This is a genomic window from Azohydromonas aeria, from assembly GCF_009760915.1.
In the GTDB taxonomy this organism is placed as follows: domain Bacteria; phylum Pseudomonadota; class Gammaproteobacteria; order Burkholderiales; family Burkholderiaceae_C; genus Azohydromonas; species Azohydromonas aeria.
The window spans coordinates 15,766-41,021 of record NZ_VIDQ01000030.1 but is presented as its reverse complement, the minus strand read 5'-3'; the positions used below and the strand labels follow the sequence as shown (position 1 = coordinate 41,021).

The window sequence follows — 25,256 nt, the reverse complement described above, 5'->3', positions numbered from 1 at the left end:
CTCACAGCTCCTTGCGGATGTCGACGACGCGGGTGAGGCCCCACACGATCATCAGCACCGTGGCCAGCAGGATCACGGCATTGGCCGCGGCCAGCGGGAACTGCAGGTAGGAGGTCTGCACCTGGATCACCTTGCCGACCGAGGCGATCTGCTGTCCGCCCATCACGCCCACGGTCACGAAGTCGCCCATGACGATGGTGACGACGAAGATCGAGCCGATGACGATGCCGCTGCGGCACAGCGGCACGATCACGCTCCACAGCGTCTGCCAGGCCGAGGCGCCGCAGTCGCGCGCGGCCTCCAGCAGCGAGCGGTCGATGCGCATCATGGAGTTGAAGATCGGCACCAGCATGAACATCGTGTAGAGGTGCACGAAGGCCAGCACGACCGAGAAGTCGGAGAACAGCAGCCACTCCAGCGGCTGCGAGATCAGGCCCGCGCCCATGAGCGTGTCGTTGACCAGCCCGTGGCGGCCCAGCAGCGGCACCCACGAGATCATGCGGATGACGTTGGAGGTCCAGAACGGGATGGTGCACAGCAGGAACAGCACCGTCTGCATGCCGGTGCTGCGCACGTGGAAGGCCAGGAAGTACGCGATGGCAAAGCCCAGCAGCAGCGTGATGCCCCAGGTCAGCAGGCAGAACTTCAGCGTGGACAGGTACGTGGCGAAGGTCACGCACAGGTTGCCGTCCGGGTTGACGGGGCAACCTTCGAAGATCTTGAGGTAGTTGTCGAAGGTGAAGCCGGGCAGCAGCTCGTACTCGTTGAAGTTCCAGAAGCTCACCATCGCCACCAGCGCCAGCGGCACGATGAAGAAGAGCAGGAACACGAGAGAGAACGGCGCGGCCTGCAGCCACGCCGGCGGGCCGGCGCGCAGGGCGCGCACCTTGGTTCTCCCAAGCGCACGTTGCTTCTGCCCGTGCTGCGCTGGCGCGGCCCCGGGCGAGCGCCTGCCCTTCGATACCTCAGGGCGAACGGGGAGGAGGGTGTCCGGGACGTTCATGGATTCGTTTCGGTGCCGCGCAGGTCGGCAAAGGATCCGTTCGCCCTGAGGTATCGAAGGGCGAAGCCGGAAGGCTGGCATGGAGGCCAGAAACTGCAGGCTCCATGAACCGTTCGGACTGATGCTTCGATACCTCAGCACAGGGTGCGCTACGCGCATCGAAGGCCGAACCCGGCAGGCTCGGATGCCCGCACCACGGTGCGGGCCGTCCACCCTTCGATACCTCAGGGCGAACGGAATACCTCATGGATGAACGAGCGAAGGTGTCAGCTCAGGCCGCCACGAACTCGTTCCACTTCTGGACCATGTAGGTGTTCTCGTCCATCACGGCGTTCCAGCAGGCGATGCCGCCCATGCGCTGCTCATAGCTGCCGCCGTCGCGCACGCTGCCGGCCTTGGCCAGCACCTCGCCGTTGGGGGCCTTGATGTCCTGCGCGGCGGGCTTGCCTTCCATCCAGTAGGTCCACTCGTAGGGCTGCATCTGGGCCTTGGCGGTCTCCAGCACGGCGCTGTAGTAGCCCTGGCGGTTGAGGTAGGCGCCGGCCCAGCCGTCGAGGAACCAGTTGATGAACTCGTAGGCCGCGTCGAGCTTGCGGCCCGACAGCGTGGCTGGCAGCCCGAAGCCCGCGGCCCAGGCGCGATACCCTTCCTTGAGCGGCTGGAAGGTGCACTCGATGCCCTTGGTGCGCACGGCGGTGACGGCGGGGCTCCACATCGACTGGATCACGACCTCGCCCGAGGCCATCAGGTTCACGCTCTCGTTGAAGTCCTTCCACAGCGAGCGGAACTGGCCGGCGCGCTTGGCCTCGATCAGCGTCTTGATGGTCAGGTCGATCTCGGCCTTGGTCATGTTGCCCTTGTCGGGGTACTTGTAGAGGCCCATGGCCTCCACCACCATCGCCGCGTCCATGATGCCGATGGAGGGGATGTTCAGGATCGCGGCCTTGCCCTTGAACTCCGGATTGAGCAGCTCGGCCCAGGAGTTGATCGGGCGCTTGATCAGGTCGGGGCGGATGCCCAGCGTGTCGGCGTTGTAGACCGTGGGGATCAGCGTCATGAACTGCGTGGGCGCGGTGGCGAAGGTCTTGGCCTTCTCGCCCGGCAGGTACATCACCTTCTTGGGCGCGGTGCCCTGGTCGCCCACCTTCTTGCCGGCGACCTCGCCCCTGGTGAACAGCGGCGTGATCTTGTCGGCGTTCTTGATGCGCCTGGCATCGATGCCCTTGAGGTTGCCCGTGGGGATGATTTTCTTGAGCGAGAAGTACTCGGTGTCGATCAGGTCGAAGGAGTTCGGGGCGGTGACGGCGCGCTTGGTCACGTCGTCGGTGGTCACGGCCACGTACTGGATGTCGATGCCCGTGTCGGCCTTGAACTTCTCGGCGATCTTCCTGTCCTGGTTCACCGCGGTGCCCAGGTAGCGCAGCACGACCTTCTCCTGCGCGAACACGGCCGGCGCCATGCCGGTGGCCAGGATGCCGGCCATGCCCTGCAGCAGGTTGCGGCGGCCCAGCGTGGCTTCAGGGACGAGGATGTGCTTGGACTTGCTGTCGGACATGGGAGAGCTCCTTCCTGGGGCTTTGTGGTGTGTCGAGGGGGGACGGGAAACGAAAGGGAAGCAAGCGGGCCGGACTTGCGCGGCGCTCAGGCCTGCAGCGCGTGCGCGTGCTCGGCGCGCCACGAGACGGTCGCGGCCTCGCCCGGCGCCCAGGGCGCGGCGTCGAAGGCGGCCTCGGGCAGCATCGCGGCGATCTCGCCGGCGGCGCTGGCCAGCGTGAGCAGCACGTAGGTGCCCTGGTACTCGACGGCCTGCACCGTGGCGGCCAGGCCGTCGCCCGCGGCGGCCGCGCCGCGCGACAGCAGCATGCGGTCGCTGCGCACGGCCACCCGGGCGTCGCCGGCGGGCAGCACGTTGTGGCCGCCCATGAAGCGCGCCACGAATTCGGTGCGCGGCGCGTTGAAGACCTCGTGCGGCGTGCCCTGCTGCTCGATGCGCCCGGCATTCATCACCACCACCTGGTCGGCCAGCGCCATGGCCTCTTCCTGCGAGTGCGTGACGTGCACGAAGCTGAAGCCCAGCTCCTTCTGCCAGCGCTTGAGTTCCGCGCGCATCTTCACGCGCAGGAACGGGTCCAGCGCCGACAGCGGCTCGTCCAGGAGCAGCACCTTGGGATTCGTGATGAGCGCCCGCGCCAGCGCCACGCGCTGCTGCTGGCCGCCGGAGAGCTCGCCGGGCTTGCGCTGCGCATAGGCGCCCATCGACACCAGCTCCAGCAGCTCGGCGGCACGGGCTCGGCGCGTGGCCGCATCGACGCCGCGCATCTTCAGCCCGAAGGCCACGTTGTCCAGCGCGCTCAGGTGCGGAAACAGGGCGTAGCTCTGGAACATCATCGCCGTGCCGCGCTGCGTGGCGTCGAGGTCGGTGATGTTGCGCGCGCCCAGCAGGATGTCGCCCTCGGTGGCCACCTCGTGGCCGGCGATCATGCGCAGCGTGGTGGTCTTGCCGCAGCCCGACGGCCCCAGCAGGCAGCAGTAGCTGCCGGCGGCCACCGCCAGGTCGATGGCGTCCACGGCCGGGGCGCCGGCGCCGTAGCGCTTGCACAGGGCCACCAGTTCGAGATGCGCGGATTCGGTGCTCATGCACCCGTCGTACGCAACGCCTGTGCCAGGCTGTATTCGCCCTGGGTGCAAGGTTGCATACGATCCGGCGCCTTCAACGTGTGCAGTTCGGCACCGTGGCGGGGCACTTCACCGCGCCGGCGCGCGCCGCGCTGGTGCGCCGCGGGAAGGCGGATCGACGGGACCGGGATCGCCGGCGTGGAGGCGCCGCCGCTCAGGCCCGCGGCGCCATGTCCTCCAGCCGCTTGTCGGCGCGCACTTCCTCCAGCGCCTGGGCGCTGATCCAGCCGGACTGCGCCGCGTGCAGCGCGGCGGCGGCGCTGTCGTCCACCAGCCGCATGGCGACGCCGGCGCGTTGCAGGTCGTCGGCGATGCGCTGCACGGCGGCGTGGCGCGCCGGGTCGGGGTCCACGCTGCGGATGTAGATGGCGCGCACGCGGCCCGGGTGCGTGCGCGCCGCCTCGGCGTAGATCTCCGGGTCCTGCTCGCCGCTGTCGCCCACCAGCAGGAAGGGCAGGGCCGGGTAGGCATCGAGCACCTGCTCGATGTGGCGCAGCTTGTGCGCCGCGTGGTTGGTGGGCGCGAACAGCAACTCGCTGCCGAAGTCCTTGAGCAGCAGCGGCCCCTCGGGAATGCCCTGCAGGCGCAGGAAGTCCAGCAGCGGCGTGTACAGGTTCCAGGGGCTGCTGGAGACGTAGAAGACGGGATTGCCCTCGCCGCCCGTGGCGCCCTGGTGCAGCGCGCGGTACAGCGCCGACACGCCTTCGAAGGGCTTCCTCGTGTAGGCGTTGGAGCGCAGCAGCAGCGTGAGCATGCGCAGCCGGTTGCGCACGTTGGACCAGATCACGGTGTCGTCGAGGTCGCTGACCACGCCGAAGCGGGCCGTGGCCGGCGGCACCAGCACGCGCGCCGTGGCGGTGGCCGCTTCGGCGTCGCGCGCCAGCGGCGCCAGCAGCTCCAGCGCCACCTCGTGCCAGCCCGGCGCCAGCGGCGCGGCGGTCTCGACGGTGAACTGGAAATGGCCCTCGTCGTTCGCCTGCGTCTGCGTCGCCAGCGCCCCCAGCTCGGCGCGCACGCGCGCCCGCGGCACCTCGTCGGAGGCCATGCGCCGGTAGACGGCGAGCAGGTTGCGCCAGGCCGGATCGGCCGCCTGCGGCGCGCGGTGCTCCACCCGGCGCAGCACCCGGCCGCCGAAATGCAGCCGCCGCGGCGTGCCGAAGCCGAGGTAGGGCACGATCTCCAGCGGCCCGGGCGGGCGCCAGCGGTGCAGGCGCACCAGGCGCCAGTCGTTGAGGCGGTCGGCACGCTCCACCCAGCGGCCGATGGCGGGACGCAGCTTCATGCCCCGGGGCGTGGCAATGGCCGTGCCCCGTCCCGCGCCATGAAAAAAAACCCGCCGCCGCGTACCGGAAGACGCGACGGCGGGCAGCCCGGGCGGCGGCGTCGCCCGGCATCGAGGAGGAAAAGGGGCTTTCCGTGGGGCGGGCGCGGCGCCGGCCTCAGCCCACCTGCACCTCGATGCGCCGCGGCTGGGCGTGGGCCTGCTTGGGGATGCGCAGGTTGAGCACGCCGTCGCGCAGCTGCGCCTGGATGGCGCCGGCGTCGAGTTCGCGGCTGAGCGTGAAGGCGCGGCGGTAGCGCGGCAGCCGCACTTCGGCATGCAGCGCTTCGAGCCCTTCGGGCGCGAAGGCCGCGACGGCGCCTTCGATCAGCAGCGTGTCGCCTTCCACCTTCAGTTCGAGCTGCTCGCGCGGCACGCCGGGCAGGTCGGCCAGCAGCGTGATGCCGGACTCGTCTTCGAGCACGTCCACGCGCGGCACCATGGCGCGCTCGTCCTGCGCCGCGCGGCGCGCACTCTGTTGCGGTTGGGCTTGCTGGGGCTGCTGTTGCACGTTGCTTCCGTTCTGGGCCTGGAGGTCGCGGGTGTCGGTCATGACGCTGTCTCCCGTGATCAATGATTGAGGGGGCAACCGGCCGGTGCGTGGCCGGGCTGCCGGATTACTGGACCTGGATGCGCTGCGGCTGCGCCTCGGCGCGGCGCGCGATGCTGACGTTGAGCACGCCGTCGCGGTAGCGCGCCTGCACACGGGCCGGGTCGATGTCGTCGGGCAGGCTGATGGCGCGCATGAAGCGGCCACTGCCGCGCTCGCGGCTGTAGACGCGCTGCCTGGCGCCGGCGCCGTCGTCGCCCTGCGGCAGCGCCGAGGCGCGCTCGCCGGCGATGGTCAGCACGCCGCGGTCGAGGTTGACCTCGATCCGGGCCGGGTCGAGCCCGGGCGCGAAGGCATAGATCTCGACGCTGCTGGGGGTGCGGCCGACGTTGACGGCCGGGAACGCGCCCGGCGCCACGGAGCGGATGCTCGAAGGCTGGCCCACCGGGCCGAACACGTCGTCGAGCTCGCGGCGCAGACGCTCGAAATCGCCGAACACGCCGCCGGGGAAGTTCAAAAGGGATCCGAACATGTGCTTGTCCTCCTGTGTCAGCGGCCCCGCGCATCGCCTGTCGAATCCGTCGCGCCGGGCCGGGATGAGCACCAGATAGGGCGCCCCGCGGCGGCTTCAAGAGCCTTTTTTCGACTCGCCGCGCGCGGCCGGGGCATCGGCGGCGGCCACGGCAAACCGGCCCTGGGCCGGCGTATTCGCGCCCCTGGGTTGCCCGCGCAACCGCTGCGCGGTGCCCGCGTGCCGCGCCATGCTTGACGCGGCGCAAGCCCGCCCCGCGTCGCCGGCGCGATCCTTGGCATCAGGCGCCGGATCGGGGCGCCGCAAGGTGGAATGCGCCATGAAGGCCCTGCTGCTCGCGCTGTCGATGCTGGTCGCCTGGGCGCCCGGCGTGGCGCTGGCGGCGTGGCCGGCGCCGTCCGGCGCGGAGCCCGCGTCGTCGCTGCAGGCGCCCTGGCACCTGGAGCCGGAAGGGGACGAGGCGGGCACCTGCTCCCCTTCTGCCGCAGCGGAGGCCACCGCGGCCTGCGCACCGGACGCCGTGCTCCCGGGCTTGGCCCGCACGCTCGACGAGGCCTGCCGGCAGGCCGTGGTGAGCCCGGCGGCGCTGCCGGCCTGCGTCTGGACGGGCGCCGTGGGGGCGTGGCAATCCGGGGAGCTCACCATCGCCGCCGACGCACCGGCGCCCGCGCACCGCTGGACCGACCACGTTCCGCTCGGGGTCGCGACCGTGCTGTTCATGGTGTTGCTGCGTGCGGGTGCCGGGTCCCCGGGGCGGCACCGCCGGCGCCGGCGCGTGTGGCCGTCCGTCATCAGGCGGCGGCGCCCCGGCGGCGTGCCGGCCACGGCTGGGTGCCTTTGCTCTACAGCGGTCGCCGGGTCGGCCCGGAGAGCGCCATGGGCACTTGAATGAGGGGAGTCAATCCCTCACTCTTGGTCACAAAATGTTTTTGGACTTGGAGGGAAAGGCTCTCTAGGCTTGCATGGCGTTACTAAAAGGTGGCCACCATGAGGCGTCCGCTGTCCGTGCTGATCTGGCTTGCCGCTGCCGCCCTGCAGCCGGCGGCGGCCGCCTGCGCGCCTGCGCAGGGCGCGGACGCGGACGTGGCGGAACGGCCGTTCGGCCAGGGCTGGAGCGGGCCCGGTGCCCCCGGCGAGGGCAGCGGCGATGATGCGCTGTTGTGGCATCACAACAGCCAGGAGATGCCCGAGGCGCTGCCCGCGGGGATTGTTTCCGGCCTGCCGCTGTCCGCCGGCCTTGCCGGCCTCATGACGGAGGAAAGCCTCGCCGCGGGCGCTGCGCCGCGGGATTGGCCCGGGCTGGACGGTATGGGCGCGGCACCGGACGCGCACCGCTACCCGGGCCCGGATGTGGTGGAGGTCATCGCGCGGCCGGACAGCCTGGCGGTGGAGCGCGAACTGCGGCTGCCCCGTCGTGCCTTGCAGGACTTCTGGCACCTGGGCGTGGCGGCGGAGGCGCCGGCCGTGGCCGCCGGCTCGGCCCCGGACCCGGTCGACAGCCTGACGCTGTCCTTCCTGGCGGCTGCCGCGTTGATCTCGATGTTCAACACCGGCCGGGCGGCGCGGCACCGGCTGCGCCGGGCGCGGCGCCGGGCCTGGGCACAACGGATCAGTCGGCCAGCGCCCACCATGCGGGCAGCAACGCTTTCACATCCGCTCGTGCGAAGCGGTCGTCGAGCAGGTGCAGCACGCCCCGGTCGTCGGGACCACGGATCACCCTTCCCGCTGCTTGAACCACTTTTTGGATTCCTGGGTACAGGTATGCGTGCTCGAAGCCCGCGTTGAAGCGCTGCTGCAGCAGGCGCCGGAACTGTTCGTTGACCGGGTTGACCTGCGGCAGGCCCAGCGTGGCGATGAAGGCGCCGACCAGGCGGTCGCCGGGCAGGTCGATGCCCTCGCCGAAGGCGCCGCCCAGCACCGCGAAGCCGATGCCGCGCCCGCCCGGCACGAAGCGCGCGACGAAGGCCGCCTGCTCGTCCTCGCTCATGCCGCGTGACTGCTGCCACGCCGGCACGTCCGGGCGCTCGGCGGCGAAGCGCTGCGCCGCCTGCTGCAGGTAGCCGTAGCTGCTGAAGAAGGCCAGGTAATGGCCGGGCTGCGCGTCGTACTGCGCGCCGATGATCTCCACGATGCGCGCCAGCGACGCCTCGCGGTGCTGCCAGCGCGTGGACAGCCCGGGCGCCACCCACACGCGCAGCTGCTCCGCGGCGAAGGGCGCCTGCACTTCGAGCCGCACGGTGCCTTCGGGCAGTCCCAGCAGCTGCTGGTGGTGGTGCGGCGGCTGCAGCGTGGCCGAGAACAGCGTGAGCGCGTGCGCCGCGGCCAGCCGCGGCCGCAGGTGCGGGGCCGGCACCACGTTGCGCAGGCACAGGCGCTGGTGCCGCCCTTGCGTGTGCAGGTCCAGCAGCGCGTGGGGGCCGAAGTCCGCCGCCAGCCGCACGAAATGCAGCGCGTCGAAGGCGAAGTCCAGCAGCGCCGGGTCCGGGCGGCCCGGGTCGTCGGCCAGCTGCTCCAGCACCGCCGAGGACGCCAGCTGCAGCGCTTCCACCAGGCGAGGCGGCAGGCCGCCGAGCACGCGGTAGGGCGGCGGCGTGTCCTGGGCGTCGTCGGGCAGCCGCACCGCCTCGCGCCAGCGCCGCTGCAGCCGCTCCAGTGCCCGCTTGACCTCGCCCGTGGCGCCGCGCCGCAGCGCGCGCCAGGCGGCCGGGTCGAGCTCGGCGGAATACATGCGCCGGGCCCGCTCCACGAGGTTGTGCGCCTCGTCCACCAGCAGCGCGGTCTTCCAGCCCTGCGCGGTGCTCAGGCCGTGCAGCAGGGCATGGCTGTCGAACCAGTGGTTGTAGTCGCCGACGAAGACGTCGGCCCAGGGCGCGAGCTCCAGGCCGAGGTGGTACGGACAGAGTTGATGCTGCGCCGCCAGCGCGCGCAGCGGCTCGCGCTCCCAGGACGGCAACGCCGTGGCCGCCAGCCGCGCCGCGGGCAGCCGGTCGAAGAAGCCCGCCGCCAGTGGGCAGGAGCCGCCGTGGCAGGCCTTGTCCGGGTGCTCGCAGCTCTTGTCGCGGGCGACGAGCTCCAGCACGCGCAGGGGAAAGCGCGGCGTGGCGCTGCCGGTGCCGGCTTCGGTGACGGACGCATCGGCGTCGGCCGGGGCCGGGGCCGGGGCCGGGGCCTCGGCCGGCGGCTGCGTGCGGTCGCGCAGCAGCGCCAGCACCTCCAGCGCCAGGGCGCGGCCCGAGGTCTTGGCGGTCAGGAAGGCGACGCGGTCGATGCGCTGTCCGGGCAGGGCCTTGAGCAGCGGGAACAGCGTGCCCAGCGTCTTGCCGATGCCCGTGGGCGCCTGCGCCAGCAGGCAGCGGCCGTCGCGCGCGGCGCGGTACACGGCCTCGGCCAGCGTGCGCTGCCCGGGGCGGAAGCCGGCGTGCGGGAAGGCCAGCGCCTGCAGCGCCGCGTCGCGCGCGGCGCGGTGCGACGCCTCCAGCCGCGCCCAGTGCTCGAAGGCGGCGCAGGCCGCGAGCAGCTCGCGCTCCAGCGCCTGCGCGCTGCAGCGGCGCGTGAACACGGTCTCCCGGCCGCTGGCGAGCTCCAGGTAGACCAGCGCCAGCTCGACTTCCGCGAGCCCCTGCTCCCGGCACAGCAGCGCGCCGTAGACCATGAGCTGCGCCCAGTGCAGCGCGCGCACCGAGGGCGGCTGGCGCTCCAGCCGGCCGCGGTAGGTTTTCACTTCCTCCAGCCGCTGCGCGGCCGGGTCCCAGCCGTCGGCGCGGCCGCGCACGCGCAGCTGGCCGACGTCGGCCTGCAGCGGCAGCTCGCGCCGGTAGCCGGCGCCGCGGCGCGAGGCCACCAGCGCGTGGCCCTCGATGCCTTCCTGCGCGGTCGGCCCGCCGCTCAAGCGCTGGTCGAGGTCGCCGCGGCGCAGCCCGAACTCGCACAGCGCGCGCACGGCGACGGTGTAGGCGGGCGTGGGCGGGGACTGTTCGGACATACAGCCGGGATTGTCGCCCGGTACGGCGGCGCCGCGCCGCAGGGCGGGGCGTTCAGGCGGCGCAGGGCAGCCAGAGGGTCACGCAGGTGCCCTGTCCCAGCTCGCTCGCGACATCCACCCGTCCGTCCTGCAGCTCGACGATGTCCTTGACCAGGCTCATGCCCAGGCCGGAGCCCGGGATGCTGCCGGAGCGGTCGGCGCGGTAGAAGCGGTCGAAGACCTGCGCCAGCTGGTCCGGCGACATGCCCAGGCCCTGGTCGCACACGCGCAGCCCGATGCAGGGCCGGCCGCGCACCTCGCCGGCCAGGGTGTCCACCTCGACCTCGCCGCCCTGCGGCGAGTACTTGTAGGCGTTGGACAGCACGTTGGTCAGCGCGCGGCGGCTCTTGGGCAGGTCCACGAACAGCTCGGCCGCGCCGTGCGCCGGATGGGCCTTCAGCCGGTGCGGGCCCTCGCGCTCGGCGAACAGCCCGACGACCGGCTGCACCACGTCGTCGACGCGGCAGCGCTCGCGCTCGATCTCCTTGGCGCCGCGGGCCTCGATGCGGGCCAGGTCCAGCAGCTCGTCGACGATGTCGATCAAGAGCGCGCCCTGGCGGTGGATGGTGCGCAGCATCTCGCGCTCGCGCTCGCCGAAGGTGCTGCGGTGCAGCAGCAGCTCGGCGAAGCCGAAGACGCTGGCCAGCGGCGTGCGCAGCTCGTGCGCGGCCGTGGCCAGGAATTCGCTCTTCATGCGGTCGAGCTCGGTTTCGCGCGTCACGTCGCGCAGGTAGAAGTTGCGCCCGCCGCGGCCGCCGTCGCGGCAGCCAAGCTCGATGACGGTGTGGCGCGGGCGCCCAAGCGTCAGCCGCGGCAGCTCGGCGGCCGCCGAGGCGCGGCGCAGCCAGGCCTGGCCGCGCTGCGGCGGCTCCAGCAGCGCGTCGAGGTGCGCGTCGAAGCGCTCCAGCGTCATCTGCGGCGTGTCCTCGCGCGCGAGCCCCAGCAGCGCCAGCGCCGCGGCGTTGACGTGCAGCAGCCGGCCCGCGTCGTCGAAGGAGAGCACGCCGTTGCGGCTGAGCTCCAGGATCGAGTCCAGCTGCTGCGTGCGCAGCTGCAGCCGCTGCGCCAGGCGCTCGCTGTCCACGGCCGACAGGCGCGTGGCGCGCGCCGCCAGCAGCAGCTCGCCGGCGGCGTCGTGCTTGGCGAAGTCGCCGAAGGACAGGCCGTGCTCGCGCATCTGCTCCAGCGACCCCAGCACCGGCGACACCAGCAGCAGCACGCTGCCGTTGTCCAGCACCTCGGCGTTGCCGCGCAGGGTCAGGCCGCCCGCGTGCGCGCGCAGCGTGCACAGCGCGCTGCCGTGGCGGCGCCAGTCGTCCACGCCGGCGGCGCTGCGCGGGCGCAGCACCTCGAAATGCTTGCCGAGCGCGTCGCCCGCGAGCAGGTCGGGCCGCGCCTTGGCCAGCGCGCTGCCCACGCTGCGCAGGCACAGCGACGAGTCCACCCACAGGTGAAAAGGGAAGGCGCGCCCGAAGCGGTCGCCATCGAGCACCGGAGCCCGCGCCGGCCGCGCGCTCATGCGGTGGACGTCGCGTCGAGGTGGCGCACCTGGAAGCACCCGGCCAGGCCCTGGCCGGTGGGCAGCTGCTCGATGGCGACCGACTGGCCGAAGCGCCGGGCCAGGCCCTTGAGCAGGCCCACCACCATCGGCGCCAGGCCCTCGCGCCCGGACACGTAGTGCACCCGGTACTCGCCGGGCGCCACGTCATGCACCTCGAAATGCGGCGGACGCAGCCCGGGAAAGATGGTCTCGATGCGGCCGTGCAACTCGTTGAGGTTGTCCAGGAACTGGCGCAGGTCGTCGCCGCAGGCGTGCATGAGCTCGCCGTAGCCTTCCTCGGCGGTGTAGAGCACCCAGTAGTTGCCGAAGGCTTCGAGCACCTGCTCGGCCGACTGGCCCAGCTCCTGGCTGACGGCGCCGACGAGCCGGTAGGTCACGCCGTCGTCGTACGGACACATGGCGACGAAGCCCTCCGCGCCGATGCCCGCGCGCTGGCACACGCGCTGCCAGGCCGCCTCGCCGCCGGTGGACACCACCAGCTGCTCGATGGCCCGATTGACCAGTCCGTACATCGCTCTGAATCCCTGCTGCAAAAGCCCGGAAAAATGCCACGGGTTGCGCCGGATCAAAGCGCCGATAAGCGGGTGTGGTACCGCCCATCTCGCGCGGCTCGGTCCGCGCGCCCGCCGCTCAGCCGGGGTGGGCGCGGCGGCGGCGTGCCAGCGGCAGCGCGCCCAGGCCCAGCGCGACCAGGGCCAGCGAGCCGGGTTCCGGCACGGCTGCGACCGTTGCCGGCTCGCCGATGAACGTGAACGTGAGGCCGTTCCAGGTGAAGCCCTGGGCGCTGCCATCGGAAGGCCAGGTGGGCTGCAGGCCCGGGCTGCCCAAGAGGACGCCCTGGTCGGCGACGGCGATCAGGCTGATCGCGTTGTAGCTGGCCGTGGGATCGGGGCCGGCAAGCTGGCCGGTCAGGGTGTACGCCGCAAAGCTGGAGATGGCGCCAGGGTCGGACGGGTATGCGAACAGCATGGTGTCGCTGCGGTCTGCGTCCACGCTCGGCGCGATCCAGTAGCCGGAGATTTCGTAGACGTCGTCGGGCAGCGTAACGGTGCCGACACGGCCCGGGCCGGCGTTGAGCGAGACACCGTAGACGAACAGGTCCAGATCGAAATCGCCGGCCGTGATCGTGACCCGGTCCGGATCGCTGTCGTCGATGGTCAGGAAGGCTGCCTGGGACGGTGCGGCCAGGACGGTGGCCAGCGCGGCGGCTGAAAGCAGCCGTGCTGCAAGACGTTTTTTCATGGTTCCCTCGATGTGTTGTCTGGGAGGCGTTTCCCGGGGGATCGCCGAGTGCCCGGCTGCAACCGCTCGCGAGGCCCGGACCGTGCATGCCGCAGTGGGCAATGACACATGTTCACCGGCTCGTGCCCCTTGACCTGGCGCAGCCCTGGCAAGGGTATCGGACATGCCATCGCGCGCAGGACCACCGGCTTGCGCGGATGTGCCGGCGCCGGTGCCGCCCATCCGGCCCGCCGGGTGCCCGCAAGGGCAGGCTGCACCGGCGTGTCGGCTTGGCGGCTGGGAAACAATCCGGGGCCAACGCCTTGCCCATGGAACCTTCCGCATCCCTCCTGAACCACGCCGAGGCCTCGCTGCGCCGCTATGCCGGCGAGTACCCGGCGCATGCGCACGGCCACGCGCAGGTGCTCGTGGGCCTGCGGGGCTGCCTGCAGCTGGAGCTCGACGGCCATGCCGCCTTCGTCGATGCCGCCAGCGCGCTGATCGTGCCGGCCGGCGTGACGCATGCCTTCCTGGCCGAGGCGCCGGCGCAGATGCTGGTGATCGACGCGCCGGCGGCGGCCGCCCTGGCGCGCGTGCGCCGCTTCGTGCCGCCGCCGCAGTGGAAGGCCCTGCCGCCCGAAGCGCTCGATGCCGGGGCCGTGATCGCCGCGCTGGCCGGCACCGCCACGCTGCTGGCGCGCCGACGCATCGACCTGGCGGCACTGGAGGCAGCCGTGGCGGCGGCGCCGGCCGGCGACTGGTCCACGCCGCGCCTGGCCGCGCTGTGCTGCCTGAGCCCGCAGCGCTTCCACGCGCGCTTTGCCGAGCTCACCGGGCTGGCGCCCGCGGCGTGGGTGCGCGCGCGCCGGCTCGACGCCGCCGAGCGGCTGCTGCGCGCGGGGCTGTCGCTGGAGGCGGCGGCGCTGCAGGTGGGCTACGCCACGGCCAGCGCGCTGGCGTTCGCGCTGCGGCGCGAGCGCGGCGTCGGCGCGCGCACGCTGCGCGCCGGCCGCTGAGGGCAACGCCGACGCCAGCGCCGGCGCGCAGGACGCGAGTTTCTCGACATTTGCAGCGCCGCCGGCGCCGCATCCTGCGCGCCATGAACACGCAACCCAAGCTCGGCGTCGCCCTGGTGCTGTGCGCCGCCGCCCTGTGGGGCACCACCGGCACCGCCCAATCCTTCGCCACCGGGGCCCTGAGCCCGCTGTGGTTCGGCGCACTGCGGCTGCTGGTGGCGGCCGCCTTCTTCGGCGCCTGCTTCGCCGCGCAGCGGCCCGGCCGCCACGCCGCTGCCGGCGAGCCCATGCCCTGGCCGGCGCTGCTGGGCGCGGGGCTGGCCATGGCGGCCTACAACCTGGCCTTCTTCGCCGGCGTGCGGCTGTGCGGCGTGGCGGTGGGCACGGCCATCGCGCTGGGCAGCGGGCCGGTGTGGGCGGGCGTGCTGCAGTCGCTGCTGGCGCGGCGCGTGCCGCCGGTGCCGTGGTGGCTGGGCACCGTGCTGGCCGTGGGCGGCGGCGCGCTCATGACGCTGGCCGGCGGCGCGGATGCCGGCGCCGGCGTGGCGCCGGCCGGCATCGCGCTGTGCCTGCTCGCGGGCCTGTCCTATGCGTCCTACACGCTGCTGAGCCAGCGCGTGCTGCGCGCCACCACGCCGGCGGGGCTGAACTTCCACGCCTTTGCCGTGGCGGCGGCGCTGGCGCTGCCGGCGGCGTGGTGGGGGTCAGGCGCGCCGGGCGGCGTCTCCGGCGTGCAGGCGGCGGACCTGCTGGCGGTGCTGTACGTCGGCGTGGTGACCTCCGGCGTGGCCTACCTGCTGTTCAGCCATGCGCTGCGCCACGTCGCCGCGGCCTCGGCGGTGACGCTGGCGCTGGCCGAGCCGGTGGTCGCGTTCGGGCTGGCGGTGACCGTGGTGGGCGAGCGGCCGTCGGCCTGGGCTGTCCTGGGGCTGGCGCTGGTGGTGGGGGGTGTGCTGGCCGTCGTGCGCGGCGAGCTCTCGGCCGGTGGGCGGCGCCGGGGCGATGCGGCAAGCTCCCGGACAGAACCGTCACCCGCCGGTTCCTGACCGATGCCGGCCGGGGCCCGCACTTGCCCGGAGATCCGCCATGAATGACCCCTTCGACCTGGACCGCTTCGTCGCCGCGCAAGACCCCGTGCTGGAGCAGGTGCGCGCCGAGCTCTCGGCCGGCGACAAGCGCACGCACTGGATGTGGTTCGTGTTCCCGCAGCTCAAGGCGCTGGGACGCAGCGCCACCGCGCTGCACTACGGCCTGTCGGGGCGCGACGAGGCGCTGGCGTACTGGCGGCATGCGCTGCTGGGGCCGCGCCTGCGCGAGTGCACGGCGCTCGTGCTGGGCGTGCCGCCGCCGCGCGGCGCGCACGCCATCTTCCATTCGCCCGACGACCTGAAATTCCGCTCCTGCATGACGCTGTTCGCGGCGGTGGCGCCGGAAGAGCCAATGTTCGGGCAGGCGCTGGAGCGGTTCTTCGACGGGCCCGACGCGCGCACGCTGGAGCTGCTGCGCTGAGGGGCCGGGCCCGCACGGCGTGTCAGCGCCTCACTTCGGCTGCGGCACGATGCGCAGGTAGGGCTTGGGCGCCTTCCAGCCCTCGGGGAACAGCGCCTTGGCGTCGGCGTCGCTGACCGAGGCGGCAATGATCACGTCCTGCCCCGGCTGCCAGTTCGCCGGCGTGGCGACCTTGTGCTTCGCGGTCAGCTGGATCGAGTCGAGCACGCGCAGGATCTCGTCGAAGTTGCGCCCGCTCGTCATCGGGTAGGTCATCGTCATCTTGATCTTCTTGTCCGGGCCGATGACGAACACCGAGCGCACCGTGGCGTTGGTGGCCGCCGTGCGGCCTTCGGACGTGCCGGGCTCCTCCGCGGGCAGCATGTTGTAGAGCTTGGCGACGTTGAGGTCGGTGTCGCCGATCATGGGGTAGTTGGGCTTGAAGCCCTGGGTCTCCTCGATGTCGGCGGCCCAGCGCTCGTGGGCATCGACCGGGTCGATGGACAGCCCGATGAGCTTGGCGCCGCGCTTGCGGAACTCCGGCTCGATCCGGGCCATGTAGCCCAGCTCCGTGGTGCACACCGGCGTGAAGTCCTTCGGGTGCGAGAACAGGATGGCCCAGTCGTCGCCGATCCACTCGTGGAAGCGGATCGGCCCGTGCGTGGTCTGGGCGCTGAAGTCCGGGGCGATGTCGTTGATGCGCAGGCTCATGGCTCTCCTCCTGGATGAGGCCGGGCGCGCGGCGCGGCGCGGCGGTTGCGGCGCGCAACGGGCCCGGCAAGTGTGGCGGGGACGGGAAAGCTAGCGCCGCCGGCACGGGCGGCGCAACGGAGCAAAACGCAGATTTACATGCGGCCAGCGCTCTTACGCACCCGCTTCACCGTCTTCTTCCTCGGCCGCGATCTGCCGCAGCGCCTGCTCCAGCACGTCGGGCGGCTGCGCGCCCTGGATCAGGTACTGCCCGTTGACGATCAGCGAGGGCACCGAGTGGATGCCTTCCTCCTGCCAGTGCCGCTCGGCGGCGCGCACCTCGTCGGCGTAGGCGCCGGCGTCCTCGATGACCCTGCGCGCGCCGGCCTCGTCCAGCCCGGCCTCCTTCGCGGCGGCCACCAGCACGGCCGGGTCGGAGGGGTTGCGGTCGTCGCCCTGGTAGGCCTGCAGCAGCGCGCGCTTGAGCTCCAGCTGCCGCCCTTCCAGCCCGGCCCAGTGCAGCAGGCGGTGCGCGTCGAAGGTGTTCCAGATGCGCGTGCGCGGGCCGAAGGCGAAGCCCACCTCGGCGCCGCGCTCGCGCAGGTAGGCGCGGGTCTCTTCGAGCTGCGCCGCCGTGCGGCCGTACTTGCGCGACAGGTGCTCGGTGCTGTCCTCGCCCTCGGGGCCCATGGCCGGGTTCAGCTCGAAGGGCTGCAGGCGAATCTGCGCCGGCACGTCCGGCAGCTTCGCGAGCGCCTGCTCCAGCGCGTGCAGGCCGACGGCGCACCAGGGGCAGGCGACGTCGGAGACGAAATCGATCTTCAGCATGCGGACTCCTGTGTGTTTGAAAGCGCTGGCGAAGGCGCCGGCGCGCGGCGCGGCTGCAGCACCACGGCCGCCTCGGTGCCCAGGGCGCGGGCGCGCAGCTGGCCGCAGCCGCCGTCCACGTCCTGCCCGGCCGAGTTGCGCAGCCGGGTGTAGATGCCGCGCCGGTTCAGCCAGCGCGCCATCTCCGCGGCGCGCTCGGCCGCAGGGCGCCGGTACGGCAGCTCGGGCACGCTGTTGTAGGGAATCAAATTCATCATCGCGCGCTTGCCCTTGAGCAGCCGCTCGATGCCGGCAAGCTCGGCGTCGGTGTCGTTGACGCCCTCGATCAGCGTCCACTGGAACTGGATCGGGTAGCCCGACAGGCGCGCGTAGCGTTCGGCCGCTTCCACCAGCTCGTCGGGCGTGAGCCGCGGCGCGCGCGGCAGCAGTTTCGCCCGCAGCGCCGCGTCGGTGCTGTGCAGCGACAGCGCCAGCGCCGGCTTCACGTGCATCGTGGGCAGCCGCTCGAAGGCGCGCTCGTCGCCGACGGTGGAGAAGACCAGCTCCTTGTGCCCGATGCCGCCTACGGTGCCGAGCAGCTCGATGGCTTCGAGCACGTTGTCGAGGTTGTGCGAGGGCTCGCCCATGCCCATGAACACCACCCGCTTCACCTCGCGCTGCAACCGTGCCAGGGCCACCTGCGCCACGATCTCGGCGCTGCCGACCTGGCGCAGCAGCCCGGACTTGCCCGTCATGCAGAACACGCAGCCCACGGCGCAGCCGACCTGCGTGGACACGCACACCCCGCCGCGCGGCAGCAGCACGCTCTCCACGGCCTGGCCGTCGTTGAGGCCGACCAGCAGCCGTACGGAGCCGTCGGCGCCGGGATGGGCGGAGCGCAGCGTGGCCAGGCCGTCAAGCTCGGCCTGCACTTCGGGCAGCGCGGCGCGGACTTCGGCGGGCAGCCAGTGCCCGGGGCGGCGAGCGGTGGTGGTGGCCAGCGGCAGCGCGCGCGTCCAGCAGCGCAGCAGGTGCTGCTCGTGGACGGGGCGCGCGCCCAGGGCGCGCAGGCGCTGGCGCAGGGGGTCGAGGCGCATGGGGAGAGAACTGCTTTGGAGTGGGTACGGCGGGCGCGGAGGCGGGAGTGTAGGCAAGCGGCGCGGGCCAGCCGGCGCCTGGGGCTTGCGGCGGGGCCCGCAAGACCGCGCATGGGCTCCTAGACCACCAGCCGCAGCACCGCGAATCCCAGGTGCGTCGATGCATGCGCCACGATGGCGCTTTCGAGGTGGTGGCGCCAGAACAGCCAGCCGTAGAGCATGCCGGCAAGCAGGTTCAGGCCCAGCGTGCGGACCAGCAGCGCCGGGGTGAGATCGGTGACCAGCGCCAGCGCGGGCAGGTGGCCGGCGGCGAACAGCAGGGCCGCGGCCACGATGCCGGTCCAGGCCGCCAGCGGCGCGGGAGAGGCCACGGCGCCGCCGTGCGCCGGCGCGCGCCGCCACCGCGCCAGCAGCGCGGCCACGAGCCACACCGCCAGGCTCATCACGCCCCAGCGCAGCATCACCTCCTCGGTGAGGCCCCCGTACAGCAGGCCCAGCGCCAGGGCGGTCAGCGCGGCCGCCTCGCCGGCGGCGACCTGCTGCGCGAGCAGCGCTGCCCCGGGCGCGCCCAGGCGCGGCAGCAGCACCCGGTCGGCGCCGTAGAGCAGCACGGCCAGCGCCAGGCCGGCCAGCGCGGCGTACAGCAGTTGCGTGCGCAGCCGGGCCGAGGCCGCCGGGTCGGCGTCCGCGCCGCCCGCGCGCTGCAGCCACACGCTGCGCAGCCCGGCACGGTGCGCCAGCGCGGCGCCGAGGGCTGCCATCAGCAGCAGCATCAGCAGCGGGTTCAGCATGGACAGCAGCGCCCGCGTGACCGGCGCCATCTCCTGCAGCGGCGGGGGCAGGGCCTCCACGGGCAGGCGGGTCCATTGCAGCGGCAGTACCAGCACGCCGGGCAGGCCCAGCAGCACGGCGCGCATCCAGCGGGTGCGAAAGCCCGGCGTCATGCCGTCGGTCGGGTGAGGCCGTGCGGCGCCGGTATCGGAGCGGTCGGTCATGTCGGTTTCCGGGTTGTTTCTGGCGGGAAGAGGCTGGATGTCGAGGCGCATGCCCGGGCGGCTGCGCGCTACATCAACGCCACCCCCTTCACCTGCGCGAACACCTCGTCGCCGGGCTTCAGCGCCAGCGCCTCGCAGCTGCGCCGCGTGATGCGCGCCAGCAGCCGCGTGCCGCCCAGGTGCGCCAGCCCCAGCTGCAGCAGCGCCGTGCTGCGGTCGGCCTGCACCTGCTCCACCACCGCGGGCAGCACGTTGACGATGCTGCTCTCCTGCGGCCGCACCCGCGCCAGGCTCACGTCGCGCGCCAGCACCCGCGCGCGCACCCGGGCGCCGAGGGCGGTGTTCGGCCCTTCGCCCACCCACAGCTCGCCGCCCGTGAAGCCGATGCGCACGAGGCCGTAGGCCTCGTCGCGCTCCAGCACCCGGGCGTCGATCACCACGCCGGCCTCGTCCGGCGCGCCGCCGCCGGCGCGGCCGGAGAGCGCCGGCAGGTCCGTGCGCGCCATCAGCTCGGCCAGCGGCCCGGCGGCGCGCACCCGGCCGGATTCGAGCAGCACCAGGTGGTCGGCCAGCCGCGCCACCTCGTCGAGCGCGTGCGTGACGTACAGGATCGGCAGCGCCAGCTCGCGCTGCAGCCGCTCCAGGTACGGCAGGATCTCGGCCTTGCGCGGCGCGTCCAGCGCGGCCAGCGGCTCGTCCATCAGCAGCATCTCGGGCGCGGTGGCCAGCGCCCGCGCGATGGCCACGCGCTGGCGCTCGCCGCCGGAGAGCGTGCCCACGCGCCGCTTCATCAGCGCGCCGATGCCCAGAAGCTCGATCACCGGCTCCAGCGCGAGGCGCTGCGCCACGGCGCCTGCACGCTTGCGCCCGTAGGCCAGGTTCCCTTGCACGTCCAGGTGCGCGAACAACGCCGACTCCTGGATCACGTAGCCCAGCGGCCGCCGGTGCGTGGGCACGAACACGCGCCGGTCGTCGTCCTGCCAGACCGCGTCGCCCAGCGCCACGCGCCCGGTGGCGCGCTCCAGCCCGGCGATGGCGCGCAGGCAGGTCGTCTTGCCGCAGCCCGACGGCCCGAACAGCGCCGTGACGCCGCGCCCGGGCAGCGTCAACGCCACGTCCAGCGTGAAATCGCGGCGGGCGAGTTGCAGCCGCGCCTCGATCACGCCCGGCTCCCGTCGCGCGGCGCGCGGTTGAGCAGGTACAGCGCCACCAGCACCACCAGCGCGAAGACCACCATGCCGGCGGCCAGGCGGTGCGCGTCGGCCAGCTCGCCGGCCTCGACGTGGTCGTACACCGCCATCGACAGCACCCGCGTCTGCCCGGGGATGTTGCCGCCGATCATCAGCACCACGCCGAACTCGCCCACCGTGTGCGCGAAGCCCAGCACGCTGGCCGTGAGCAGCCCGGGCCGTGCCAGCGGCAGCGCCACCGTGAAGAAGCGGTCTAGCGGCCCGGCGCGCAGCGTGGCCGCCGCCTCCAGCGTGCGCTCGGAAATCGCCTCGAAGGCCTGCTGCAGCGGCTGCACCACGAAGGGCAGCGAGTAGATGACGGACGCGACCACCAGCCCGCCAAAGGTGAAGGGCAGGCGCCGCCAGCCCAGAGCGTCCATGAGCTGCCCCAGCGGCCCGCCGGGCCCCATGAACAGCAGCAGGTAGAAGCCCAGCACGGTGGGCGGCAGCACCAGCGGCATGGCCACCAGCGCCGCCCAGAACGGCTTCAGCGGCGAGCGGGTGCGCGCCAGCGCCCAGGCCATCGGGGTGCCCACCAGCAGCAGCAGCAGCGTGCTCGTGGCCGCCAGCGCCGCCGTCAGCCGCACGGCGCTCCAGTCGGCCTCCGTCACGGCTTTACAGGCGCCTTCACGGGCGTGGCCGCGTCGCCGGGCAGGCGGTAGCCCCAGGCGCGGATCTCGGCTTTCGCCGGCTCGGTCTTGAGGTAGGCCAGCAGCGCCGCGGCGGCCGGGCGGCCCTGCCCGGGCTTGAGCAGCACCGCGTCCTGGCGGATCTCCGCGTGCAGGTTTCCCGGCACCTTCCACCACGAGCCCGTCGGCGCCTGTCCCGGCACCGACAGCTGCGACCAGGCGACGAAACCCAATTCGGCGTTGCCCGAGGCCACGAACTGGTGCGCCTGGGCGATGGACTCGGCCGTCACCAGCCGCGGCGCCACGCCGGCCTCCAGCCCGCGCGCGCGCAGCACTTCCATCGCGGCGCGGCCATAAGGGGCGGTCTTGGGATTGGCGATGGCCAGGTGCCTGAAGCGGTCCGACGCCAGCACGGCCCCCTCGGCATCCACCAGCCCGGGCCGCGCGCTCCAAAGGACCAGCTCGCCGATGGCATAGGTGAAACGGCTGCCCGGCACGGCATGGCCTTCGGCCTCCAGCCTGGCCGGCGTCTCGTCGTCGGCCGAGAGCAGCACCTCGAAAGGCGCGCCCGCGCCGATCTGCGCGTAGAGCTTGCCGGTGCTGGCCGCCGCCGCCTTGAGCTTGTGGCCGGTGCTGCGCGTGAAACCCTCGGCAATGCGCGCCAGCGGCGCGTTGAAGTTGGCCGCCACGGCCACCAGCACCTCGTCGGCCCGGGCAGCGGTGTGCCCGGCCAAGCCGGCCAGCGCCACCACCGCGCCGCCCAGCAGCGCGACCACGCCCTTCGGTTCCCGCATGACGTTCCCCCCCTGAAACAAGGCTCCATGATGCGGGAAAACACCCGGAACGCCGGGCAGTGATGGGGCCATGCGCCAGGGCGCCGGTACTCAGGTGCCCAACCAACCGTCCTGACATATGCGCAAACTGAATTTGCATAACCCGAATCAATCCTTGGAAGCGCATAAGCAGCTTTGAAAATGGCGCTTTCCGATCACAACGAATGAGTCGATAGACGTGAACCTGCAGCAGTTGCGCTCCGTGCGCGAAGCCGTGCGCCAGGGCTTCAACCTGACCACCGTGGCCGAGGTGCTGCATACCTCGCAGCCGGGCGTGAGCCGGCAGATCCGCGAGCTGGAGGAGGAGATCGGCATCGAGCTGTTCGTGCGCGCCGGCAAGCGCCTGACCGGGCTGACGCCACCGGGCGAGACGGTGCTGCCGATGATCGAGCGGCTGCTGCAGGAGGCGCACAACATCCGCTGCGCCGGCCAGGAGTTCGCGGCGCAGGGCAAGGGCACGCTGACCATCGCCGCCACGCACTCGCAGGCGCGCTACGCGCTGCCCGACGCGGTGCGCGACTTCAGCCGGCGCTACCCCCAGGTGGCGCTGCGGCTGAAGCAGGGCACGCCGCAGCAGGTGGCGGAGCTGCTGCTGTCGGGCGAGGCCGACATCGGCGTGGCCACCGAGGCGCTGGCCGGCTATGCCGACCTGGTGGCGCTGCCGTGCTACTCCTGGACCCACGCCGTGATCGTGCCGCCGGACCACCCGCTGGCGCACGATGCCGAAGCCGGCGCGGCGCTGACGCTGGAGCGGCTGGCGGCTTTCCCGATCGTCACCTACGAGCCCGGCTACACCGGGCGCAGCCACATCGACGAGGCCTTCGCGCGCCGGCAGCTCAACTTCGACGTGGTGCTCTCGGCCATGGACGCCGACGTGATCAAGACCTACGTCGAGCTGGGCATGGGCGTGGGCATCATCGCGGCCATTGCCTGCGACGAGGCGCGCGACACGGCGCTGAAGGTGGTCGATGCGCGGCACCTGTTCGCCGCCAACATGACGCGGCTGGCCGTGCGCCGCGGCAGCTTCCTGCGCGGCTTCGTCTTCGACTTCATCCAGACCTTCGCCCCGCCGCTCTCTCGCGAGCAGGTGCAGCGCGCCATGGCGGCGCTGCCGGGGGAGGATGCGGGGCTGTAGGACCGAGGGCGCCGCGTCAGTGCGCCGCCGTCGGCCAGGCGACATCCAGGCGCTGGGCCAGCCTTTGCAGGCCTGCGTCGCGGGTCCACAAGGAGGCGCCTGGCGTCAGCAGCGCCGATGCCAGCAGCGTCAGGTCCACCAGGCCGCAGCCCCGCCCGAACAGCTGCTCGCGCTCGATCAGCAACAGGACTTCCTGCAGGCTGGCCTGGGCCGGGGCCTGCTGCTGGGCCAGCCACTGCAGCGTGCGTTCACGCGCCGGCGGCGTGCCGCAGGCGATCTCGCCCAGGACCAGCGGATGGACCAGGACTCGGTCCGCCTGAAGCAATTGCGCCAGTGCCGGCTCGCCGTGCCGGAAGTGGTGCACCCACACCGACGTGTCCACCAGCACGTTCACGGCGCGGGACTCGGCTCGCGGCGGCGCGGCACGTCTTCCATGTCGAGCGCGCTGCCGCCCAGGGCGGCCAGGCGCTTGGCCGCCTGGACCCGCACGAAGGTCTTGACCGCTTCGCGGAACAGGTCGGCCTTGTCCATGGCCGGGTCCGCCAGCTCCAGCGCCCGGGCGTAGAGCTCGTCATCGATCGTCACCGTGGTCCGCATGGGCCGCCTCCTGCGCATCTGGCGTGATGCAAAACTGCATCAAAGATAGCATCGGGCGATCCGTGGTGACGGACCTGGTGGGGGAGCGGGCGCAGGCCGGCCTCAGCGCAGCGCCGCCGGCAGCGTCTCCTCGGCGTTGCGCAGCGCCTGGCCCGCGGCGCCGCGCAGCGTGGTGAGCTGGGCATTGAGCGCGGCCTTGAGGCCGGCGGGCATCGTCCTGTAGCGGTTGGTGAGCTGGAACGGGTCCAGGTTCATGTCGTAGAACTCGCCGTCGCCGTTCTCGTAGCGCGTGAAGGTGTGGTTCGACTGGATGCGCAGGCCGCGGTAGATGTGGTTCTTCCACACCTTGGGCGCGGCTTCGGCCGCGGCGGCTTGCGCGTCCTTGGGCTCCAGCAGGCTGGCCTCGGTCACCATCTCGGCGCCGGAGCCCTCGCTGCTGGTCGGGCCCTCCAGCAGGAAGACCTGGCGCCAGCGCGCCGGCGCCGCGCCGCTGAAGAGGGGCAGCAGCGAGCGCCCGTCCACGAAGTCGGGCGGCTGGATGCCGGCAATGGCGGCGAAGGTGGGCGCGTAATCGACGTTGCCGCTGAGCTGCGCCACCTTGCGCCCGGCCGGGATGCCCGGACCGCGCACGATCAGCGGCACGCGGATGTCCTCCTCGTAGGGCCAGCCCTTGCCGGCCTTGAGCCGGTGCTGGCCCTGGTGGAAGCCGTTGTCCGAGGTGAAGAAGATGTAGGTGTTGGCCAGCTCGCCCGTGTCCTGCAGCGTGCGCACCAGGCTGGCGACGAAGTCGTCCACGGCCATGATCGACTGGCGGCGCTTGCGGTAGAAGGTGTCGATGTCGGCGATGTCGGCGGCCGTCAGCGGCTTGACGAACTGTGCCCAGTGCGGCTTGTCGCTCATGTCGGCCTCGTTGAACGAGGGCGGGCGCGGCGCCCGGATGCCGGGCAGCCGGTCGAGGTAGCGCGGCGGCGCGATCGCCGGCCCGTGCGGCAGGTACGGCGCCAGGTACAGGAAGAACGGCTTATCCGGCGCGTCGGCCGCGGCCGAGCGCAGGAAGCTGTTGGCCTGGCCGAGCAGCACGTCGTTGATGTGGCTGGCCGGGTCGCTGCCGTAGCTCAGGGTGCGGCCGTTGAAGTTGACGCGGTAGCGGTACGAGTCGTAGGGCGTGCCGCCGTTGGGCACGAACCAGTGGTTCCAGCCCGGCGGGATGTAGCTCGGCCCGGTCTCGGTGCTTGGGTAGCCGTTGATGTACTTGCCGATCAGCGCGGTGCGGTAGCCCGCGCCCTGCAGCCAGGTCGCCACGGTCGAGTTCTCCAGCCCGTCGCGGTTGAACTTCAGGTAGCCGCCGTCGGGCCAGTGGCTGGTGAACATGCCGGTGTTGTGCGCGAACTGCCCGCGCAGCGTGGCCGCGCGCGAGGGACAGCACAGCGGCGTGCTGACGAGGTTGTTCTGGAACTCCACGCCCCGGTCGGTGAGCAGGTTCTTGAGCCGCGGCATGTTCTTGAGCAGCGCCAGGTCCATGTCATCGACCAGGATGAACAGGATGTTGGCGCGAGGCGCCTGCGGCTGCGCCGCCGCCAGGCCCGGCGCGGCCAGGCCCACCACCCAGGCCAGCGCCCATGCCGCCCCAAACCCCACGCTTCGCCATGACCGACCCAGGAACCTCATTGCATCTCCTTCTCGACTCATTGCCTGTGCAAGAGGGAGCGTCATCGCATCTCCACTGGGGCCACGCCGTGAACCGGGTGTGAAAGCGGTTCGCAGAAGCAACCACCCCCTGCGGGCGGGTGTGCCTGGGGACGCGCGGATGGCGGGAAGTGCCGGGCAGCGGGCACCCGGGTCGGCCGCGCGCGCT

26 protein-coding genes are annotated in these 25,256 nt (G+C 72.5%); 5 read left to right on the top strand and 21 right to left on the bottom strand.

What is annotated here, in order from left to right; translation table 11 throughout:
• Nucleotide 1: 1 nt before the first annotated feature.
• The 7 genes from FJ694_RS18055 to FJ694_RS18025 form a co-directional block, all read right to left on the bottom strand.
• Nucleotides 2-886 carry an ABC transporter permease gene (locus FJ694_RS18055; protein WP_198320887.1) on the bottom strand — a complete coding sequence of 295 codons (885 nt, stop codon included), beginning with the start codon at nt 884-886 and terminating at the stop codon, nt 2-4.
• Nucleotides 887-1,274: 388 nt separating this feature from the next.
• On the bottom strand, nt 1,275-2,558 hold the full coding sequence (locus tag FJ694_RS18050; RefSeq protein WP_157268641.1) for an ABC transporter substrate-binding protein: 1,284 nt from the start codon (nt 2,556-2,558) through the stop codon (nt 1,275-1,277).
• An 86-nt stretch (nt 2,559-2,644) separates the two neighbouring features.
• Nucleotides 2,645-3,640 (bottom strand): ABC transporter ATP-binding protein, encoded by a 996-nt coding sequence (locus tag FJ694_RS18045; RefSeq protein ID WP_157268640.1) that lies wholly within the window; start codon nt 3,638-3,640, stop codon nt 2,645-2,647.
• A 193-nt stretch (nt 3,641-3,833) separates the two neighbouring features.
• Complete coding sequence (locus FJ694_RS18040; RefSeq protein WP_157268639.1) at nt 3,834-4,961, bottom strand: App1 family protein phosphatidate phosphatase; 1,128 nt, start codon at nt 4,959-4,961, stop codon at nt 3,834-3,836.
• 157 nt (nt 4,962-5,118) lie between these two features.
• Complete coding sequence (locus FJ694_RS18035; RefSeq protein ID WP_157268638.1) at nt 5,119-5,553, bottom strand: Hsp20/alpha crystallin family protein; 435 nt, start codon at nt 5,551-5,553, stop codon at nt 5,119-5,121.
• A gap of 64 nt (nt 5,554-5,617) precedes the next feature.
• Entirely contained in the window at nt 5,618-6,082 is a 465-nt protein-coding gene (locus FJ694_RS18030) for an Hsp20/alpha crystallin family protein (protein WP_157268637.1), read from the bottom strand.
• 96 nt (nt 6,083-6,178) lie between these two features.
• The gene (locus FJ694_RS18025; protein WP_157268636.1) at nt 6,179-6,403 is read right to left on the bottom strand and encodes a hypothetical protein; all 225 of its coding nucleotides are present in this window, start codon (nt 6,401-6,403) and stop codon (nt 6,179-6,181) included.
• Between FJ694_RS18025 and FJ694_RS18020 the strand changes: the two genes are divergently transcribed.
• Complete coding sequence (locus tag FJ694_RS18020; protein ID WP_157268635.1) at nt 6,402-6,974, top strand: hypothetical protein; 573 nt, start codon at nt 6,402-6,404, stop codon at nt 6,972-6,974. The two genes, FJ694_RS18025 and FJ694_RS18020, sit on opposite strands and share 2 nt — an antisense overlap.
• A 717-nt stretch (nt 6,975-7,691) precedes the next feature.
• Here the strand turns inward: FJ694_RS18020 and FJ694_RS18015 are convergent.
• The 4 genes from FJ694_RS18015 to FJ694_RS18000 all read right to left on the bottom strand — a co-directional run bounded on the left by FJ694_RS18015 (nt 7,692) and on the right by FJ694_RS18000 (nt 12,906).
• Complete coding sequence (locus tag FJ694_RS18015; protein ID WP_157268634.1) at nt 7,692-10,064, bottom strand: ATP-dependent DNA helicase; 2,373 nt, start codon at nt 10,062-10,064, stop codon at nt 7,692-7,694.
• A gap of 52 nt (nt 10,065-10,116) precedes the next feature.
• Nucleotides 10,117-11,622 carry an ATP-binding protein gene (locus FJ694_RS18010; RefSeq protein ID WP_157268633.1) on the bottom strand — a complete coding sequence of 502 codons (1,506 nt, stop codon included), beginning with the start codon at nt 11,620-11,622 and terminating at the stop codon, nt 10,117-10,119.
• Nucleotides 11,619-12,176 (bottom strand): heme NO-binding domain-containing protein, encoded by a 558-nt coding sequence (locus tag FJ694_RS18005; protein ID WP_157268632.1) that lies wholly within the window; start codon nt 12,174-12,176, stop codon nt 11,619-11,621. Before FJ694_RS18005 ends, FJ694_RS18010 begins: the two co-directional genes overlap by 4 nt.
• Before the next feature lie 118 nt (nt 12,177-12,294).
• Nucleotides 12,295-12,906, bottom strand: a complete 612-nt coding sequence (locus FJ694_RS18000) for a PEP-CTERM sorting domain-containing protein (RefSeq protein ID WP_157268631.1) — start codon at nt 12,904-12,906, stop codon at nt 12,295-12,297.
• Between the two features lie 308 nt (nt 12,907-13,214).
• Here FJ694_RS18000 and FJ694_RS17995 point away from each other — a divergent pair, with 308 nt between their 5' ends.
• The 3 genes from FJ694_RS17995 (at nt 13,215) to FJ694_RS17985 (ending at nt 15,410) form a co-directional block, all read left to right on the top strand.
• Nucleotides 13,215-13,901, top strand: coding sequence for a helix-turn-helix transcriptional regulator (locus tag FJ694_RS17995; protein ID WP_157268630.1), 687 nt, complete (start codon nt 13,215-13,217; stop codon nt 13,899-13,901).
• Between the two features lie 83 nt (nt 13,902-13,984).
• The gene (locus tag FJ694_RS17990; protein WP_157268629.1) at nt 13,985-14,947 is read left to right on the top strand and encodes a DMT family transporter; all 963 of its coding nucleotides are present in this window, start codon (nt 13,985-13,987) and stop codon (nt 14,945-14,947) included.
• A 40-nt stretch (nt 14,948-14,987) separates the two neighbouring features.
• Complete coding sequence (locus FJ694_RS17985) at nt 14,988-15,410, top strand: DUF1810 domain-containing protein (protein WP_157268628.1); 423 nt, start codon at nt 14,988-14,990, stop codon at nt 15,408-15,410.
• 30 nt (nt 15,411-15,440) lie between these two features.
• On the opposite strand, the gene FJ694_RS17980 is transcribed toward FJ694_RS17985, so the two are convergent.
• The 7 genes from FJ694_RS17980 to modA form a co-directional block, all read right to left on the bottom strand.
• Entirely contained in the window at nt 15,441-16,100 is a 660-nt protein-coding gene (locus FJ694_RS17980; RefSeq protein WP_157268627.1) for a peroxiredoxin, read from the bottom strand.
• A gap of 153 nt (nt 16,101-16,253) precedes the next feature.
• Entirely contained in the window at nt 16,254-16,907 is a 654-nt protein-coding gene (locus tag FJ694_RS17975) for a DsbA family oxidoreductase (protein WP_157268626.1), read from the bottom strand.
• Complete coding sequence (locus FJ694_RS17970; RefSeq protein WP_157268625.1) at nt 16,901-17,983, bottom strand: RNA methyltransferase; 1,083 nt, start codon at nt 17,981-17,983, stop codon at nt 16,901-16,903. The genes FJ694_RS17975 and FJ694_RS17970 overlap by 7 nt, the downstream gene beginning before the upstream one ends.
• Nucleotides 17,984-18,102: 119 nt before the next feature.
• On the bottom strand, nt 18,103-18,978 hold the full coding sequence (locus FJ694_RS17965; protein WP_157268624.1) for a CPBP family glutamic-type intramembrane protease: 876 nt from the start codon (nt 18,976-18,978) through the stop codon (nt 18,103-18,105).
• Between the two features lie 68 nt (nt 18,979-19,046).
• The gene (modC, locus tag FJ694_RS17960; protein ID WP_157268623.1) at nt 19,047-20,141 is read right to left on the bottom strand and encodes a molybdenum ABC transporter ATP-binding protein; all 1,095 of its coding nucleotides are present in this window, start codon (nt 20,139-20,141) and stop codon (nt 19,047-19,049) included.
• Entirely contained in the window at nt 20,138-20,818 is a 681-nt protein-coding gene (gene modB / locus FJ694_RS17955) for a molybdate ABC transporter permease subunit (protein ID WP_157268622.1), read from the bottom strand. The genes modC and modB overlap by 4 nt, the downstream gene beginning before the upstream one ends.
• Nucleotides 20,815-21,630, bottom strand: a complete 816-nt coding sequence (modA, locus tag FJ694_RS17950) for a molybdate ABC transporter substrate-binding protein (RefSeq protein WP_157268621.1) — start codon at nt 21,628-21,630, stop codon at nt 20,815-20,817. The genes modB and modA overlap by 4 nt, the downstream gene beginning before the upstream one ends.
• A 217-nt stretch (nt 21,631-21,847) precedes the next feature.
• Between modA and FJ694_RS17945 the strand changes: the two genes are divergently transcribed.
• Complete coding sequence (locus FJ694_RS17945) at nt 21,848-22,804, top strand: CysB family HTH-type transcriptional regulator (protein ID WP_157268620.1); 957 nt, start codon at nt 21,848-21,850, stop codon at nt 22,802-22,804.
• A 16-nt stretch (nt 22,805-22,820) separates the two neighbouring features.
• On the opposite strand, the gene FJ694_RS17940 is transcribed toward FJ694_RS17945, so the two are convergent.
• From FJ694_RS17940 to FJ694_RS17930, 3 genes are all read right to left on the bottom strand, one after another.
• Nucleotides 22,821-23,198 carry a type II toxin-antitoxin system VapC family toxin gene (locus tag FJ694_RS17940; protein WP_157268619.1) on the bottom strand — a complete coding sequence of 126 codons (378 nt, stop codon included), beginning with the start codon at nt 23,196-23,198 and terminating at the stop codon, nt 22,821-22,823.
• On the bottom strand, nt 23,195-23,401 hold the full coding sequence (locus FJ694_RS17935) for a type II toxin-antitoxin system VapB family antitoxin (protein WP_157268618.1): 207 nt from the start codon (nt 23,399-23,401) through the stop codon (nt 23,195-23,197). The genes FJ694_RS17940 and FJ694_RS17935 overlap by 4 nt, the downstream gene beginning before the upstream one ends.
• Before the next feature lie 102 nt (nt 23,402-23,503).
• A complete protein-coding gene (locus FJ694_RS17930; RefSeq protein WP_157268617.1) occupies nt 23,504-25,069 on the bottom strand; it encodes a sulfatase family protein in 1,566 nt (521 codons plus the stop codon).
• Nucleotides 25,070-25,256: the final 187 nt, after the last annotated feature.